Origin of the sequence: Aquabacterium lacunae, assembly GCF_004310865.1 — a bacterium.
GTDB lineage: Bacteria > Pseudomonadota > Gammaproteobacteria > Burkholderiales > Burkholderiaceae_C > Aquabacterium > Aquabacterium lacunae.
The window spans coordinates 1-16,671 of the sequence record NZ_SIXI01000006.1 but is presented as its reverse complement, the minus strand read 5'-3'; the positions used below and the strand labels follow the sequence as shown (position 1 = coordinate 16,671).

At 65.9% G+C, this 16,671-nt stretch carries 7 protein-coding genes; 2 read left to right on the top strand and 5 right to left on the bottom strand.

Features of this window, described 5'->3' with window-relative positions; genetic code table 11:
* Positions 1-12 precede the first annotated feature (12 nt).
* The 3 genes from EYS42_RS13745 to EYS42_RS13735 form a co-directional block, all read right to left on the bottom strand.
* A complete protein-coding gene (locus EYS42_RS13745) occupies positions 13-4,350 on the bottom strand; it encodes a translocation/assembly module TamB domain-containing protein (RefSeq protein WP_130968772.1) in 4,338 nt (1,445 codons plus the stop codon).
* Between the two features lie 8 nt (positions 4,351-4,358).
* A complete protein-coding gene (locus tag EYS42_RS13740; protein WP_165456789.1) occupies positions 4,359-6,173 on the bottom strand; it encodes an autotransporter assembly complex protein TamA in 1,815 nt (604 codons plus the stop codon).
* A 173-nt stretch (positions 6,174-6,346) separates the two neighbouring features.
* Complete coding sequence (locus EYS42_RS13735) at positions 6,347-7,519, bottom strand: vWA domain-containing protein (protein ID WP_130968770.1); 1,173 nt, start codon at positions 7,517-7,519, stop codon at positions 6,347-6,349.
* Between the two features lie 134 nt (positions 7,520-7,653).
* Here EYS42_RS13735 and EYS42_RS13730 point away from each other — a divergent pair, with 134 nt between their 5' ends.
* Positions 7,654-8,832, top strand: coding sequence for a GGDEF domain-containing protein (locus tag EYS42_RS13730; protein ID WP_130968769.1), 1,179 nt, complete (start codon positions 7,654-7,656; stop codon positions 8,830-8,832).
* Between the two features lie 11 nt (positions 8,833-8,843).
* Here EYS42_RS13730 and EYS42_RS13725 read toward each other — a convergent pair whose 3' ends face one another.
* Positions 8,844-9,686, bottom strand: coding sequence for an AAA family ATPase (locus tag EYS42_RS13725; RefSeq protein WP_130968768.1), 843 nt, complete (start codon positions 9,684-9,686; stop codon positions 8,844-8,846).
* A gap of 106 nt (positions 9,687-9,792) precedes the next feature.
* Here EYS42_RS13725 and EYS42_RS13720 point away from each other — a divergent pair, with 106 nt between their 5' ends.
* On the top strand, positions 9,793-10,515 hold the full coding sequence (locus EYS42_RS13720; RefSeq protein WP_130968767.1) for a c-type cytochrome: 723 nt from the start codon (positions 9,793-9,795) through the stop codon (positions 10,513-10,515).
* A 95-nt stretch (positions 10,516-10,610) separates the two neighbouring features.
* Here the strand turns inward: EYS42_RS13720 and EYS42_RS13715 are convergent.
* On the bottom strand, positions 10,611-16,671 hold a 6,061-nt coding region (locus EYS42_RS13715), incomplete at its 5' end, for a cadherin-like domain-containing protein (protein ID WP_130968766.1).

Genomic DNA, 16,671 nt, shown 5'->3' with positions numbered 1-16,671 from the left:
CCACGCTGGGGGTCAATCCCAGCGGCGGCTCCAGATCAGGTCAACGGCGTTGTCGTCACCGGCCTGGGCCCGCAAGGTGAACCGCTGTGCCAGCCGGTAAATGGCCTGCCAGGTGCCCGTGGTGGCATTGAGGCTTCGCTCGTAGCCCAGGTACCAGTTGCGACTGACCTGCTTGCCCACGCTGACGATGGTGTCGCGCACGGCGCCGTCGTTCTGGCGCACCGACAGCTCGTCCAGGCCCAGGGTGCTGACGAGGTTGTCTCTTCTGGACGGCCCTTCCCCATCGAGAAGCGCGGCGGCGGCCGTCTGCAACAGACCCAGGTCAGCGCCACCGAGCCCAGCGGGCGCACGGCCCAGCACCAGCCAGGACAGTTTTTCGGTGTCCGACATGGAAGGCTCCGAATACAGCCGCACGCGGGGCTCCTGCGCTGTGCCGGAAATCTGCACCCCCACCTTGACGTCGCTTGCGCTGGCCGTGGGCGACTGAGGGCGCATGGCCAAAATGTCGAGTCGCGGGTTCTCGACCGGCCCGGTGAACGTGATGCCCCCCCGCTCGATCAGCAGTTTCTGACCATAGGCCGCGTAGGTGCCGTCCAGTGCCATCACGCGACCGTGGATTTGCGGACGATTGCCGGGTGTGGTCAGACGCATCTGCCCGCCCAGGTGGGTGTCCAGCCCTCGGCCTTTCAGGCGCAAGCGCTCCCCCAGATTCAAATTGATCTGCACGGTCATCTTGCGGGTGGCACCCGCTTGCACCGGTTCATCGGCCACACCTGGGCGATTGACCACATTGACATCGTCGCCGATGGTGGGAGCTTCGCTCTGGCTGATGTCGATCAGGCCCTCATCGACCCCGAACTCGCCTTGCGCCTGCAGCTGATCGGGTTGGAGGGTGGCCTCCAGCTGGCCCGTGACGACGGCGCGACGGTCCACCCGCTGCAACAAGGCAAAGCGCTGGGTGCGCAACGCGACGCGCGCAGTCGGTACTTCACCGAACGTGGCCACACCGGTGGCTGTCAGCAGGCCGCCATCATTGCCTCCTTGCGCCTCGAATCGTTCGATGCGGGCTGTGCGTTCGCCCAGGCGCAGCAGCATTTCACCCCGCGTGACCTGCACGCCCAGCAAAGGATTGGCCACCGACACCCCCTCACCCGCCACCAGACCTTGCAGATCAGGCTTGTGCAGCGTGCCCGCCACCTGCAGGTTGGCTGCCAACTTGCCCCCCAGACGCCAGCCTGCTGGCGCCCACACGCTGGCGGCGCGCAGGTTGTCGACCTTGAGCTGCATCTGCCCCGACAGGGCGTCATCGGCATCGGGCAACAGATCGGGCCGCTGAGCACGCAAAGACAACACCCCGCCGATGCTGCCCAGCACGCGGCCACCGAGCAGTGGTTCGAGGCGCCAGAGCCCCTCGCGCGCCGTCAAGGTCAGCTTGAAGTCCCTCAGGCCCAGTCGCTGCGCGGTGGCACCGTCGATGCCGGTTTCGCGAAGGGACAGGTCACCCGATACGCGCTGCAGCACGCCAGTGACGGCCCAGGCACCACCGGGTGCACGGCGAGCTGTCAGGCTCCCCCCCACCAGCAGATCCCCTCCCCAGCCCGCATCGGGCTGCCAGCGTCCCAGCACTTCGGCCACAGCCAGGGGTGTGAGCGACACCTCGAGGTCGACGCCCTCGCCTGCTGCAGTGCCCTGCCCACCGGAGGGCGACACCATCAACTGTGCCCCGAACACCCGGGCCTGGGTGGCCCCGACACGCCATCGGCGCCCCTGCGGGCCCCACTCGGTGTCGAGCTGGAAAGGGTTCACCACGAGCCAGGCTCCTGCGACCGCAGTGTGTGAGGGTTGGCTGGCAGACGCTGGCTGCGGGATGGGCTGAACACTCAGGCGCGAGACATCGGCAGTCCAGCGAGACACGCTGCCGGCGTCGTTCCTCGGCCCGCTCCAGCGGCCTTGCAGGGCCCATTCGGCACGGGCTTGCTCGCGCACCCGGGCCCCATTGCTCAACTGCCGCTCGGGGGTGAGCACATCGGCCTGTACCGTCCATTGATGCAACTGCCGAGTGCCCACGAGGCTGGACCTCAGGTCAGAAACCGTCCAGCCCCCCCACTGCGCATCACGCGCCTGCAGGCTGAGCTGCCAGGGCGCCGCCCCTTCACCCTCGTGGAGCACCCATTGCCCCTGCGCCGAGGCCAGGCCCACACGCGCGGCCCCCTGCAGGGCCTGCACGCCCTGTGCCTGCAGGTGGCCCTGGCTTTGCCAACCCTTTGCGTTCCCCTGCCACTGCCCCGCACTGTCGACCTGGCCGCGCAACTCGCGCCACCCGGTGGCAGCCGCCCAGGCTTGCAGGGCGTTCAGTCTGGGTGCCTGCAACTGCCACTGGGCCTGAGACACCCAACCGGGTCCAGGTTCCAGCGTGGGCCCCTGTGCCGACAGGAGCAGACTGTTGCCTGCGGCCGACGCTTGCACGCGCCCCTGCCAACCTCCGGTATCGGCCGGCCAGCGCCATTGCAGCTCCGCCGTGGTGGGCACACCCAGCAACAGGCTGTCGGTCAGCTGGCCCTGCAGCTGAGCGTTCAAGCGCCGAGCCCAAAGGGCCACTGGGGCCGTCTCGGAGCGCTCCGCTGCCCTGGGAGCCAACAGGCTGGCCCGCCCTTCCAGTCGGCCCTGCAGTGCCGTGCGTTGCAACGCGTCGCCAGGCGGGCGTGGCCACGGCAGCCAATGTGCAGGGTCGAATCGGTCAAAAGAGGCGTTGACGTTGCCGGCCCAGCGCGCGTCGTCCTGCTGGGCCCACAGGCCCTTGAGTTGGGCCTGGGCCTCACCTGCCTTCAAGTGCAGACGATCCAGGGCGATGCGACGCTCTGACAAGGTGGCCTGGAGGTTCACCAAGGCACCGGACGACAGGCCGGGCGCATTCAGACCACGCCCGTCCAGCTCGGCCTTCAGCGACCAAACGCCCGCACCACCTTCTGCGGCTTGCGACATGCCGCGCAGCTGCGCCTGGCCCTGCCACATCACCGGAGGCGCCTGGCTGTGCAACGCTTGCAGGTCAAGCTGCCGCAGGACCAACGCCAATTGGGTGCGCTCGGCCTGTTGCAGGTGCCACGGACCTGTCACCTGGACTTCGCCATCACGGCGTCCATCGCGGCCTGGCAAGGTCAGCCGCAAGGCCAGCTGGCCGCGCTGGCCCAGCACATGCCCCGAGGGCCCAGACACCGCCGCCAGCACCGTGGCCTGCCCGCTCAACTGGCGCACCGGCAGGGATGCAGCATCCCAGGCCGCGGCCTTGTCGTTGCGCAGGCTCACATCCAGCAGCAGGTCCGGCGCACGGGCAGGGTCCTGGCTGGCGCCACGCGCCAGGCCGCGCTGTGAAGCGGCACCCGTCGTCTGGCCCGGCTGCACACGCGTGCCGGGTGCGCCTGGCAGCACGTCACGAGGGGCAAGGCTGATCTGCCCGGACAAGGCGGTGAAGGGGCCACCGGGCACCCAGGGCTGCAGGTCGAACTGCTGGACCTGCGCCTGGGCCTGCAACACAGGCCACGCTGCAAAGGGCGCCACACGGGCCTGGGCCCGCAGGGTCTGTGTCGGAGCACTGGGCCCTGGGCGCACCGCGGCCGTCGCCGCCAGGTTCAAGTTGGCCAAAGAGCCCTTCGCCGTCAGTTCGCCCGTTCCCTGCGGCCCCACCACCTGCACCTGCGCGGTCAGCTGCTGGACACCTCGCTCCGCAGCCGCCAGCCGAGCTTGGGCAGTCAGTGCCCAACCGTGCCATTGCAGTGCGTCGACCTGAACGGTATGGTCAGGCTGCTGAAGCGCCAACTGCGCACGCAGGCCCGTCACGGGCTGGCCCTGTTGCCATGGCGTGCTGAGGCGGTCCACCTGAAGCGTGTCCACCCTCAGGCTGACGGGCAACTGGATGCGATCGGGGGCCTGCCCAGGTGCAGCCTTCGCATCCGGCACCCACTTGAGCTGCAATTCAGAGGACTTCAGACGCGTGATCCGAATACCCAGTTGCCAGGGTGCCTGCGGTGCGTGATGCACAGACAGGCCTTGCCAGGCCGGTTGTAGCAGCACCAGGCGCCCGCCGCGGGGCAGGCCGACCTCCAGCCGGGTGGCGCGGAAATCACCCCACAGCGCGCCTCGCGGCTCCACCACCTGCAGCCCGGGCACCCAGGCCAGCAGACGCGCTGTGGCCCACTCGGTGCGCAACAACGCAGGTGAGGCCAGCAACAGCACGGTCAGCCACAGGCACACGACCAGCACCACAGCCAGCACGCGCAGGCCCCAACGGGGCTTGCTGACCAGCGGCTGGGGCGCGGCGCCAGCGGGGGCCAGCTCGGGGGCGTCCGGGTTCATGGGCAGCGTCACAAGGCAATGCCCACACTGAAATGCAGCCGGTACTGCCCCGTGCGCGCCGCACGGGCCACATCCAGCCTCAAGGGCCCGACCGGGCTGCGCCAGCGCACACCCGCCCCATAACCCCAGGCGGGGTCCCACTGCTTCCAGTTCAGGGCTGCATCGCCCACATCGACAAAAAGCGCGCCCCACAAGGCCGGAAAGCGATCCAGCAGCGGGTGCGAAGCCTCCACACTGGCGGTGGACAGCACGCGTCCGCCGAGTGTCACGCCATCGACCACCTCGCCCAGGCTGCGGTGGCCGTAGCCCCGCACCGACTCGTCGCCCCCGGCGCGAAACAGCAGCGCATCGGGCACATCGACCTGCTCACGGGCCAGCACCTGGCCGAGTTCCTGGCGAACACTGAGGTACCAGCGCGATGGCAAAGGCTTGTACCAGTTCAACCGCGCATGGGCTCGCGCAAACAGGCCACTGCTGTCGATCGTGGCAAAGGAATGCCCCACCCCCAGCGAGCCGTTGAAGGTCAGGCCTCGGGTGGGCAGCACCACGCTGTCCACGTCTTTCCACAGCCACTGCCGCATGCCGGTCAGCGCAGAGGCATCCGACAGCAGGTCGCCCTGACCACCGGTCACGCGGGAGCGCTGGTACTCCAGGAAAGCCAGCTTCTCCATGCGGTCGCCATCGTCCGACTCACCAAAGCGCAAACGACCGTTGTAGGTGACGACTTCGTCATCGTCGACCTCGCGGGAGAACGCCACCGCGCCCAGCCAGCGGCGTCCCCCTGGACGGGGATGGGCGGTCAGGTCAGACTGCACCAGCGACTCGTCACGGCCCAACTGCAGCTTGCTGCGGGCCTGCACGGGCTGCCCCCACAACAGCCGATGCAGGTGCTCGATGGATCCGCGCGGGCCCGTGTCGCTGCTCACGCCAATGCCCAATGTGGCTTGCTGAAGTTTCGACTCCTTGACCTGCACACGCACAGGAGCGGCGGCCGCCACGACCGGGTCTTCTTCGAGAGACACCAGGACCGAGTCGAACAGGTTCAACTTCTGCAAGCGCTCCTGGAAATCCAGCAGCTTGCGTTCGCGGTAGGGCTCACCCTGCTGGAAAAACGCCGAGTTGCGCACGGCCGACAGTGGCTGTCGTGCCAGGCCCTCCACCTCGATGGGCCCGAAGTGAAACAAGGGCCCGCTGTCGGCCACCAGGAAGAGCTTGGCCGTGTTGGCCTGGGCATCGACTGTGGCGCTGGTACCCGACCAGGTGGCCGCCGCATAGCCTTCGGCACGCAAGATGGCCAATGTCGCCACCTTCGCCTGCGACCACAGCGCCTGCCGAAAGGTGTTGCCCTCGGCCAGCAGGAATTCACGGCTGAGGCGGTCGGACAGTGCCAATGCCGCGGTGTCATCGCGCCCCAGGCCGTTGTCCAGTTCACCTTCGAACACCAGTTGCAGCCGGCTCACTGTGGCACGAGGCCCCGGGTCGACCAGCATCGTGATGCGAATGGGCTGCCCTGGCACCTCTTCGGCCATGGCCACGCGGACATCGGCATTGAAATGACCCTCGGCCTCCAGCAGCGCACGGGCCTGGTCCGGAGCCGCCGCCACCAGGCGCCGCAATTCGCTGCGGCTGATGGTGCCTTCGGTGGGGGCATCGCCGGGCTCACCCGATGCCCGCATGCCCGCGGCCTGCTGCACCTGGGCCTGGAAACGCCCCAGGTCCAGGTACTGGCGCAACAAGGCATCCAAGGGCTCGGGGGCCTGCACATCCAGCACCCAGGTGGGCGGTGGCCGACGGGCAGGCGCCGCCTGGCTTTGAGGCCCCACAGAAGTCGTCTGAGGGGTCGCGACGGGCGACAACACGGGCGCGCTCACCGGTGCAGGCACCTCGACAGGCGTGTCAGACGGGCGATCCTGCGCGGCTGTCGGGAACGCCCCTGCCAGCGCGCATGCCGCGATCAGGCCTGTGCGGGCGCAAGGTCCCAGCCCCCCAACGCGCATCACTTGCTCAACAGCCTCATGGCGGCTTCAAGGCCCTGCAGGCTCATGGGGTACATGCGCCCACCGATCAGCTGCTGCATGATGCCCACGCTCTGGCGGTACTGCCACACACCGGGCGGTTCAGGGTTGATCCACGCGTGATGCGGAAAAGCGTGCGTGAGCCGCTGGACCCATTCGGCGCCCGGTTCCTCGTTCATGTACTCGACGCTGCCGCCGGGCTGCAGGATCTCGTAGGGGCTCATGGTGGCATCGCCCACGAAGATCAGCTTGTAGTCCTTGTTGTATTTGCGGATGATGTCCCAGGTGGGCACCTTCTCGGTGAAGCGCCGATGGTTGTTCTTCCACATGAAGTCATAGACGCAGTTGTGGAAGTAATAGAACTCCAGGTGCTTGAACTCCGACTTGGCGGCCGAGAACAGCTCCTCGACCCGGTGGATGTGGTCGTCCATCGAGCCCCCCACATCCATCAGCAACAGCACCTTCACGTTGTTGTGGCGCTCAGGCACCATCTTGATGTCCAGCATGCCGCCCGCCGCAGCGGTGGAATGGATGGTGTCGTCCAGGTCCAGCTCTTGAGCCGCGCCCTGGCGTGCAAACTTGCGCAAACGACGCAGCGCCACCTTGATGTTGCGCGTGTTCAACTCGATGCTGTCGTCGTAGTCCTTGAACTCGCGCTTGTCCCACACCTTCACAGCCCGGCGGTGGCGGCTTTTGTCCTGCCCGATGCGGATGCCTTCGGGGTTGTAGCCATGCGCACCAAACGGCGAGGTGCCGCCCGTGCCGATCCACTTGTTGCCGCCTTCGTGCCGCTCTTTCTGCTCTTCCAGCAGTTCCTTGATGCGGTCCATGAGCTTGTCCCAGCCCATGGCCTCGATCGCCGCACGCTCGGCCGGGGTCAGTTCTTTCTCGAATTTCTTGCGCAGCCACTCCAAGGGTAATTCCCGAGTCAAGTCCATGGCTGCGACTTTTCCCCCGAAATAGGTGCCAAAGGCGCGGTCAAATTTATCGAAATTGGCTTCGTTCTTGACCAGGCTCATCCGGGCAAGGTGATAAAACTCGTCCAGCGAGGGGCCGATCAGCCCCGCCTTGATCGCCTCCAGCAGGCCCAGGTACTCCGGGATCGTGACCGGCAACCGGTGTCGGCGAAGGGTGAAGAAGAAATCGATCAGCATATGCAGTCTTGGCTAGCAGTCCCTATTGTGTCGCGAGCTGACGCCATTCGGCGCCCGTCGCGGCTTGGCTGCGCGCGACACAGGCTGCAATCGTCGCACGTGAGCAGTCTGCCCGTGCGCCACAGGGGCAAGTCATGAGCGTCCAATGGGTGCTCCTGGCGGCCGTGCTGATGGTGCACGGCCTGATCACGGCCATGTGGTGGGCTGCTGGCTCGCGCCTGGGTCTGGCACGGCGCCCTGCCAGCCACTGGGCGGTGGCTGCCGCCGCCAACGGCCTGGCGCTGAGCCTGCTGCCCTTGAGCCAGGTGCTGCCACTGTCATCGGCTGTGGTGTGGGCCCAGGTGTGTGTGGTGCTGGGCATCGTGTGCACCCGGCGGGGGCTGCAGGCTTTCCTGCGCCTGCGCCACACCGACGGCTCGCACCTGCTGATGGTGGGTGGCCTGGCCTGCGTGAACCTGCTGCTGTGCGGCCCGCTGGGCTGGCAGAGCGCCGGCGAAGCCTTGAGCTCGGCCCTGGTGGCGCTGGTGCTGTGGCGCACCGCCTGGGAAAACCACCAGCCACTGGCCTTCGAGTTCAACGATGCGCTGTCCAGGCTGCACTCCAGCGTGCTGGGTGCTGCAGGCGCCGTGTTCATGGCCGGGGCGCTTGTACAAGCGGTGCCGCCCCTTCAGCAGGGCTGGCAATCGCTGCACCCCGAACAACGCACCTTCCTGCTGGTGTTCGCCCATCTGGTGCTGTCGATCGCCACCTCGTTCCTGCTGGGTTACATGGTGGTGATGCGCCTGGTCAACAAGCTGGAACACCTGTCGCACCACGATTCGCTGACCGGCCTGCTGAACCGACGCGCCATCGAGTACCTGCTCGACCGCGAAATTCAACGACTGCAACGCTTCGGCGAAGGCTTTTCGGTGCTGATTGTCGACATCGACCACTTCAAGCGCATCAACGACCGGCTGGGACATGCCGCCGGCGATGTGGTGCTGTGCGCCGTGGCCAAGGCCCTGCAGGTGCAAGCCCGCGAGGTGGACCGGGTGGCGCGGTTCGGTGGCGAAGAGTTCTGCGTGATCCTGCCGCACACCCTGCACGAAGGGGCACTGCAAGCCGCCGAGCGCCTGCGCGACGCCATCCGGGCCCTGAGCATCGAATGGCAGGATGAGGTGATCTCGGTGACGGTGAGCACGGGCGTGGCCACGGCCCACACCGCCGACGATGCCCTGGACGACCTGCTCCAGCGTGCTGACGAGGCCCTTTACCGTGCCAAAGAAGAAGGCCGCAACCGCGTGGTCGCGGCGCGGCCTCGTCTGGTGGCCTGAACGGCGGCAGGTCAGCGGTTGTGACGCGCCATCATCACCAGCTTCTCAAACAGTGACAGGTCCTGCTCGTTCTTGAGCAGCGCCCCCACCAGCGGCGGCACCGACACCTTGTCGTCCTTGCTCTGCAGCACTTCGGCCGGAATGTCTTCGGCCACCAGCAGCTTGAGCCAGTCGATCAGCTCGCTGGTGGAAGGCTTCTTTTTGAGCCCTGGCAGGTTGCGCACCTCGTAGAACTGCTTGAGGGCCGCCGCCAGCAATTCGCGCTTGATGCCCGGGAAGTGCACTTCCACGATCTGCTGCATGGTTTCGGCATCGGGGAAGCGGATGTAGTGGAAGAAGCAGCGACGCAGGAAAGCGTCGGGCAGGTCCTTCTCGTTGTTCGACGTGATGATCACGAGCGGGCGGTGCTTGGCACGCACCATCTCCCGGGTTTCGTACACGTAGAACTCCATGCGGTCGATCTCGCGCAGCAGGTCGTTCGGGAACTCGATGTCGGCCTTGTCGATTTCGTCGATCAGGAGAGCCACTGGCTGGTCGGCATCGAAGGCCTGCCACAGCACACCCTTGACGATGTAGTTGTGGATGTCCTTGACGCGTTCATCACCCAGTTGGCTGTCGCGCAGGCGGCTGACGGCGTCGTACTCGTACAAACCCTGCTGTGCCTTGGTGGTCGACTTGATGTGCCATTGCAACAGGGGCATGCCCAGGGCTTCGGCGACCTGCTCAGCCAGCATGGTCTTGCCGGTGCCCGGTTCGCCCTTCACCAGCAGGGGACGCTGCAGTTTGTGCGCAGCATTGACGGCCAGTTTCAGGTCGTCGGTGGCCACATATTGGTCGGTACCTTGGAATTTCATGACGCAACTCAATCCGGAAGAATCTCCTTTCGCAGTATAGGGCGCTCCCCTAGAATGGGTTCAGCCTTGTGTTTGAAGTCCCCCTGCTTTGGAAAGAGCGTAGAAGATGAAAACACTGCGTCCCCAGAAGTCGATTGCCGGACACACCCTGTCGAACACCGCCATCAAGGCCTTGCTGGGGGCTGCGGCCTTTGGTGCGGGCCTGGCGCTGACCCTGCTGGCAGCATCCCCCGCAAAAGCTGCCACGGGCAACCCGGAAGCGGCCAAGGCCAAGGTGGCCATGTGCATCGGGTGCCACGGCATACCCGGCTACCAGGCCAGCTTCCCTGAAGTGCACAAAGTGCCCATGATCGCAGGCCAGAGCGCCGCCTACCTGGCTGCTGCGCTGACGGCCTACCAGAAAGGCGATCGCAAGCACCCGACCATGAAGGGCATTGCGGCCAGCCTGAGCGAGCAGGACATCCTGGACCTGTCCGCCTACTACGAGACGCTGGGCAAGGACCTGCCAGCCAAGGCCGGAAAAGGCGGTGCACCATCGGCCGCTGTGACCGCCCTGCTGCAACGGGGCAATTGCCTGTCGTGCCATGGCGAAAACCTGAACAAGCCCATCGACCCGAGCTACCCCAAGCTGGCCGGTCAGCACGGCGACTACCTGTATGTGGCCCTGAAGGCCTACCAGACCCAGGGCAGTGCCAGCATGGGCCGCAACAACGCCATCATGGCCGGTCAGGTCAAGGGCTACACCCACGCCGAACTCAAGCAGCTCGCTCAGTACATCGAGTCACTGGGCGGCGACCTGAAAACGGTGCCCCAGTCACGCTTCAAGTGACCCGCCCGGCGGGTGGCATGGCCGCCCTGCCCTGTGCACAAGGCCCAAGAAAAAACCGCGCCCTCGAGGCGCGGTTTTTGTTGGAGCCGCTCAGATCAGTTGTTGCCGATCAGCAGCTTGCCTTGCTCGATCAGCTTGTCGATGATCTGCTTTTCGGTCGCGCCTGAACCCAGGCCGATGGCATTGACATCACGCAGGTTCACGCCCTCCAGCACGATCTGCTGGGTGTCGTTGGTGCTGCTGTAGGTGCCGCCCGTGAAGCTGCCCGACGGGCTGATGCGAATGACGGTCTGTGTGGCCGAGGTCTGGATGTCGAGGAAGTTCTCGATGTTCGCAGAGGTTTCGCCTTGCAGCAGGTCACGCAGATCGAGCACATCACCACCAGAGGCAGCAGGCGCGGTGTTGAAGTCCTTGATGGTGTCGACAGCACGGTTGGCAGACGAGGTGCCCGGGTCTGACAGGTTCCAGGCAAACACGTCAGAACCCAGCCCGCCGGTCATCACGTCACTGCCAGCGCCACCGACCACGGTGTCGTTGCCTGCACCGGCATCGATCGTGTCGTTGCCCGCGTTGCCGAACACCACGTCGTTGCCCGCACCAGAGTTGACCACGTCGTTGCCTTCGCGGGCCATGATGCGGTCACCAGCGGCCGTGCCCGTGATGGTCTCAGCCGAGGCCGTGCCCACACGCACCTGCGAAGCTTCCAGCGCGAAGTTGAAAGCGGTCGAGGTGGTGTCGCCGTCCTTGTCCGACAGCACCAGTCGCACCGAATCGGTCTGCCCCGCGGTGACCGCAGCCGGCGGCACGTAGGTGTAATCCGAGGTCTGCAGGTTCAGGGTCAGCGTGCCACCCAGGTCGGTCGTCAGGGTGACCACCGGGTTGGCCGCGTCGAAGTTGCGCGCACCGGCGGTGGACGTCACCGAGTCGATCCGTGCAAAGCCGTCTGCGCCCATGCCGGTCAGGCCCAGGTTGCCAACGATGTTGCCCGAGAAGGCCTGACCCACCGTGTTGGACAGGGTAGCGCCCAGCTGGGACACATCGGTCACCAGGAAGCCGTTGGCGTTGGAGCTGGCCTGGCCGTCGTAGGCCACCGGGTTGAGGTAGGTGGTATTGGTCAGGTCAGAGCCCACCCCCACTGCAAACACCTTCATCTGATTGTTGTTCAGGAAGGTGATCCAGTTGGCTTCTTCGGTGGTGTCGATGCCATCGCCCAGCAGGGTGTTGGTGTTCGCGCCATCGTTGTTGCCACCGTTGTTCGTACTGACCGGGTTGGTGCTCGACAGGGTCGGGTTGCCGTCCGAGATGAAGTAAGTGACGTTTTGCGCGTTGCTCAGCTTGCCAGCGGTGGTGTTGAACGCCGCTTGCGTGGCCGACAAGGCAAAGTCGTAATTGGTGCCGCCGGTGGCATCGATGGTCTGGGTGTTGAGCAGGGCCTTGGCTTGGTCAACGGTCAGCCAGCTGTCACCCAGCGTGCCGGTCGTGTTGTTGAAAGTGACCAGGCGCACGGCCACGTTGCCCACGCTGTCGTAACGGTCCAGCAGCTCGCGGATGCCTTGCAGGGCCTGCTCCAGACGGGTCTGGGTCTGGCCTGCGGGAACCTGGTCCATGCTGCCCGAGATGTCCAGCGTGATCAGCAGGTTGGTGTTGATGGTGGTCACACCGGCAGTGACCGGCGCGATGCTGGCCGACGGGGCATCGTCTTCCACCTTCACGGTGAACGTGCCACCGCCCACACGGTTGCTGCTGTCGAGCACACGGGCACCAAAGCCCAGGTTCAGCACGTCTTCACCCGAGCCGGCATGCTTGAGCGGTGCCGACAAGGAGAAGGTGTACGCGCCGCCGCGGCTCATGGTCAATGTGGCCACGGTGGCGCCATCGGCGCTGCCGGCCTTGCCGATCAGGCCGCCATTGCCATCGCTCAGCCACACCACGGTCTGGCCCGATGCCGTCACCACCGCAGTCGTCGGGGCCACGGCCACCACCGAGCTGACGGTGGCGCCACCGGTGGTGGCAAAGCCCAGCTGACCAGACGCCGTGACCGCATTGGTCGTGTCGGTGGCACCTGTTGCCGCCGCGGTGTCGGTGATGCCGCCACTGAGGCCTTCTTCGGACACCGAGATGGCGGTCGAGGTGATGGTCGGGGCCCCGGGGACCGGGGCATTGCGATCCACATTGAGCACCAGGGCGCTGCTGGCCACGTCACCGTCGTTGTCCACCAGGGTGTAGGTGAAGGTTTCGGTGGTGTTGGCGCTGAGCTTGTCTGGCGCGGTGTAGGTGTAGGCACCCGTGGCCATGTTCAGCTTGAGCACACCGCCCAGCGTGGTCGTGACCGTGATTTCAGGGGCCGAAGCGTTGAAGGTGTAGGTCTGGCCATCGATGACGATCGACTGGATGCGACCACCATCGGCGCCCAGCGGCGTGCCCACGGCACCATTGGCGATCAGCTCGCCGGAGGACACCGCCCGCACGGTGTTGGACAGCACGGCGTCCAGTTGCGACAGGTCGGTCACCACGTTGCCGTTGGTGTCGAGCGCGAAACGACCGTCGTAAGCCACCGGGTTCAGGAAGCTCTGGTTGACGCCCGACCCCAAGCCGATGGCGTAGGAGTTGACACCGTTCTGCGACAGGAACGCCTTCCAGGCGGCCTCTTCCGTGGCGTCGATGCCATCGCCCAGGCCCACGTCGGTGGTGGAGCCACTGTTGGTGTTGGTGTTCGGGTTCGTGCTCGACAGCGTGGGGTTGCCGTCAGAGAAGAAGTACGACACGTTCTGAGCGCCACTGATCTTGCCCGCCGTGGTGGCGAACGCGGCCTGTGCGGTGCTCAGGGCGAAGTCGTAGTTGGTGCCGCCCGTGGCGGTGATGTTGGCCAGCAGGGCCTTGGCGTCGGCGATGGTCAGCCACTGCTCGCCGCCCAAGGTCTGAGAGGTGCTCGAGAAGGTGACCAGGCGAACCGCCACGGTACCCAGTGCGTCGTACTTTTCCAGCAGGTTGTTGATCGACTGGACCGCAGCCTGCAAGCGCGTCAGCGCCACGCCATTGACGGTGATGCCGCTGTCATCGTTCATGGAGCCCGACACGTCCAGCGTGATCAACACGTTGGTGTCGAGCACCGAGACCGAATCCACCACATTGGCCGGGGCCGTCGGGGCATCGTCCTCCACACGCACGGTCAGCGTGCTGCGGGTCGTGGTCTGACCGTCGCTGACCGACACGCCGAAGGCGATGTCCAGCACGTCTTCGCCAGCACCGGTGTGCTTCAGCGGTTGCAGCAGTTCAACCGTGTAGCTGCCCGCATTGTTGATGGTGGCGGTGAGCACCGTGGCGCCCGAGGCTGAACCGGCCTTGCCGATGAGGCCTCCATTGCCATCGCTGACCCACACGACGTTCTGGCCGGTGGCCGTCTGCACTGCAGCGGTGGGCGCCGTCAGGCTCACCGTGAAGGTCGAAGAGTCGACGTCGCTGATGTTGATCGAACCGCTGACCTTGGTCAGGTTGGTGGTGTCAGGCGCACCATTGGTGTCCTGCAAGCCACCGGCCAGACCTTCTTCGGAGACATTGACCGTCAGGGGTGCCACGCTCGGCGCGTCGTTGACCGGCGTGACGTTCAGGTTCACCACCGTGGTGGTGACGCCGCCCTTGCCGTCGCTGATCGTGACCGTGAAGCTGTCCGGTCCGTTGTAGTTCGGCGCCGGGGTGTAGGTCCAGGTGCCGTCGCCATTGACCACCACCGTGCCGTTCTTGGGCTGCTGGGCCGGGTTGGTGCTCAGACCATAGGTCAGCAGGTCGCCATCGACGTCGCTGCCCACCACCTTGCCCGATACCGGGGTGTCTTCCGGCGTGGCCTTGTTGTAGCGGTTGGTGACCGGGTCGTACGGGTTGGTCGGATCATTTTGCGGCGGACGCGGGGTCGGGTCGTCATTGACCGACGTGACGTTGACCGTCACCACATTGGGCACCGTGTCGAAGCTGCCTGCACTGTCCTGCACGCTGAAGCCAAAGGTGGCGTAAGCGTTGCCGTTGGCGTTGGCGGCCGGGGTGAACACCAGCTTGCCTGCTTCGATGTCGGCCAGGCTCACCACCTGGCCGGCCGCCACGGGTGCACCGTTCAGGCTCAGGCTGCCCGCCAGGGGCAGCGAATCGATGCGCACGGCCTTCAGGGTCTGCCCTGCATCGGCGTCGTTGAAGGCAAAGTCGGCCTTGCTCAGCGTCAGCGGGGTGTCTTCCAGCGTGGTCTTGGTCACGTTGGCGCTGTCCGGCGGGGTGTTGGCACCCACCACCACCAGCACGGTGCTGGTGGCTTCCAGGCCATCCTTGTCACGCACGGTGTACGTGATCGTCACCGGGCCGGTCACGTCGGTGGCCGGGGTGAAGTTCAACGTGCCATCGGGGTTCAGCGTGACCGTGCCCTTGGCCGGGTCGACCTGCGGGTTCACCACGGTCAGCTCGCTGGCCGGGTTGTCCACGTCGGTGTCGTTGCCCTTGACGTTGATGTTGCTCAGCACCGTGTTGATCGGGGTGCTGGCGTTGTCCGGGTTGGCCACCGGCGCATCATTGACCGGCGTGACGTTCAGGTTCACCACCGTGGTGGTGACGCCGCCCTTGCCATCATCGATCGTGACAGTGAAGCTGTCCGGGCCGTTGTAGTTCGGCGCCGGGGTGTACGTCCAGGTGCCATCACCATTGACCACCACCGTGCCGTGCTTGGGCTGCTGGGCCGGGTTGGTGCTCAGACCATAGGTCAGCGGGTCGCCATCGACGTCGCTGCCCACCACCTTGCCCGATACCGGGGTGTCTTCCGGCGTGGCCTTGTTGTAGCGGTTGGTGACCGGGTCGTACGGGTTGGTCGGATCATTTTGCGGCGGACGCGGGGTCGGGTCGTCATTGACCGACGTGACGTTGACCGTCACCACGTTGGGCACGGTGTCGAAGCTGCCAGCGCTGTCCTGCACGCTGAAGCCAAAGGTGGCGTAAGCGTTGCCGTTGGCGTTGGCGTTGGCGGCCGGGGTGAACACCAGCTTGCCTGCTTCGATGTCGGCCAGGCTCACCACCTGGCCGGCCGCCACGGGTGCACCGTTCAGGCTCAGGCTGCCCGCCAGGGGCAGCGAATCGATGCGCACGGCCTTCAGACTCTGGCCCGCATCGGCGTCGCTGAAGGCAAAGTCGGCCTTGTTCAGCGTCAGCGGGGTGTCTTCCAGCGTGGTCTTGGTCACGTTGGCGCTGTCAGGCGGCGTGTTGGCGCCCACCACCACCAGCACGGTGCTGGTGGCTTCCAGGCCGTCCTTGTCGCGCACGGTGTACGTGATCGTTACAGGGCCGGTCACGTCGGTGGCCGGGGTGAAGTTCAGCGTGCCATCGGGGTTCAGCGTGACCGTGCCCTTGGCCGGGTCGACCTTCGGGTTCACCACGGTCAGCTCGCTGGCCGGGTTGTCCACGTCGGTGTCGTTGCCCTTGACGTTGATGTTGCTCAGCACCGTGTTGATCGGGGTGCTGGCACTGTCGGGGTTTGCCACCGGCGCGTCGTTGACCGGCGTGACGTTCAGGTTCACCACCGTGGTGGTGACGCCGCCCTTGCCGTCGCTGATCGTGACCGTGAAGCTGTCCGGGCCGTTGTAGTTCGGCGCCGGGGTGTAGGTCCAGGTGCCATCACCATTGACCACCACCGTGCCGTTCTTGGGCTGCTGGGCCGGGTTGGTGCTCAGACCATAGGTCAGCGGGTCGCCATCGACGTCGCTGCCCACCACCTTGCCCGACACCGGAGTGTCTTCCGGCGTGGCCTTGTTGTAGCTGTTGGTGACCGGGTCGTACGGGTTGGTCGGGTCGGTCGGATCCGGCTGTGGCACGGGCAGGTCATTCTTCGGCGCAATGGTCACCGTGATGCTGGCCTGCTGCGGCACCGAGCCCGGCTGACCGTCGCTCACCGTGTACGGCACGTCGAAGCTGCCGTTGAAGTTCGGCTCAGGCTTGAACTCCAGCGAGCCATCGGGCTTCATGCTCACCGTGCCCTTGCCGGCAATCACCACCGGCTGCGACACGCTGATCGGCTGGCCGTTGACCGTCAGGATGGTCAGCGGGTTGTTCTCCGGGTCGGTGTCGTTGGCACGCGGGTCGAAGCTGAACGGCGTGTCTTCATCGCCGCCGACCACGTCGTTGCGCGCC

Bases quoted from the DNA above. Each gene is read 5' to 3' on its own strand.
- EYS42_RS13745 (WP_130968772.1), bottom strand. From the start codon at position 4,350: ATGAACCCGGACGCCCCCGAGCTGGCCCCCGCTGGCGCCGCGCCCCAG.
- EYS42_RS13735 (WP_130968770.1), bottom strand. From the start codon at position 7,519: ATGCTGATCGATTTCTTCTTCACCCTTCGCCGACACCGGTTGCCGGTC.
- EYS42_RS13730 (WP_130968769.1), top strand. From the start codon at position 7,654: ATGAGCGTCCAATGGGTGCTCCTGGCGGCCGTGCTGATGGTGCACGGC.
- EYS42_RS13725 (WP_130968768.1), bottom strand. From the start codon at position 9,686: ATGAAATTCCAAGGTACCGACCAATATGTGGCCACCGACGACCTGAAA.
- EYS42_RS13720 (WP_130968767.1), top strand. From the start codon at position 9,793: ATGAAAACACTGCGTCCCCAGAAGTCGATTGCCGGACACACCCTGTCG.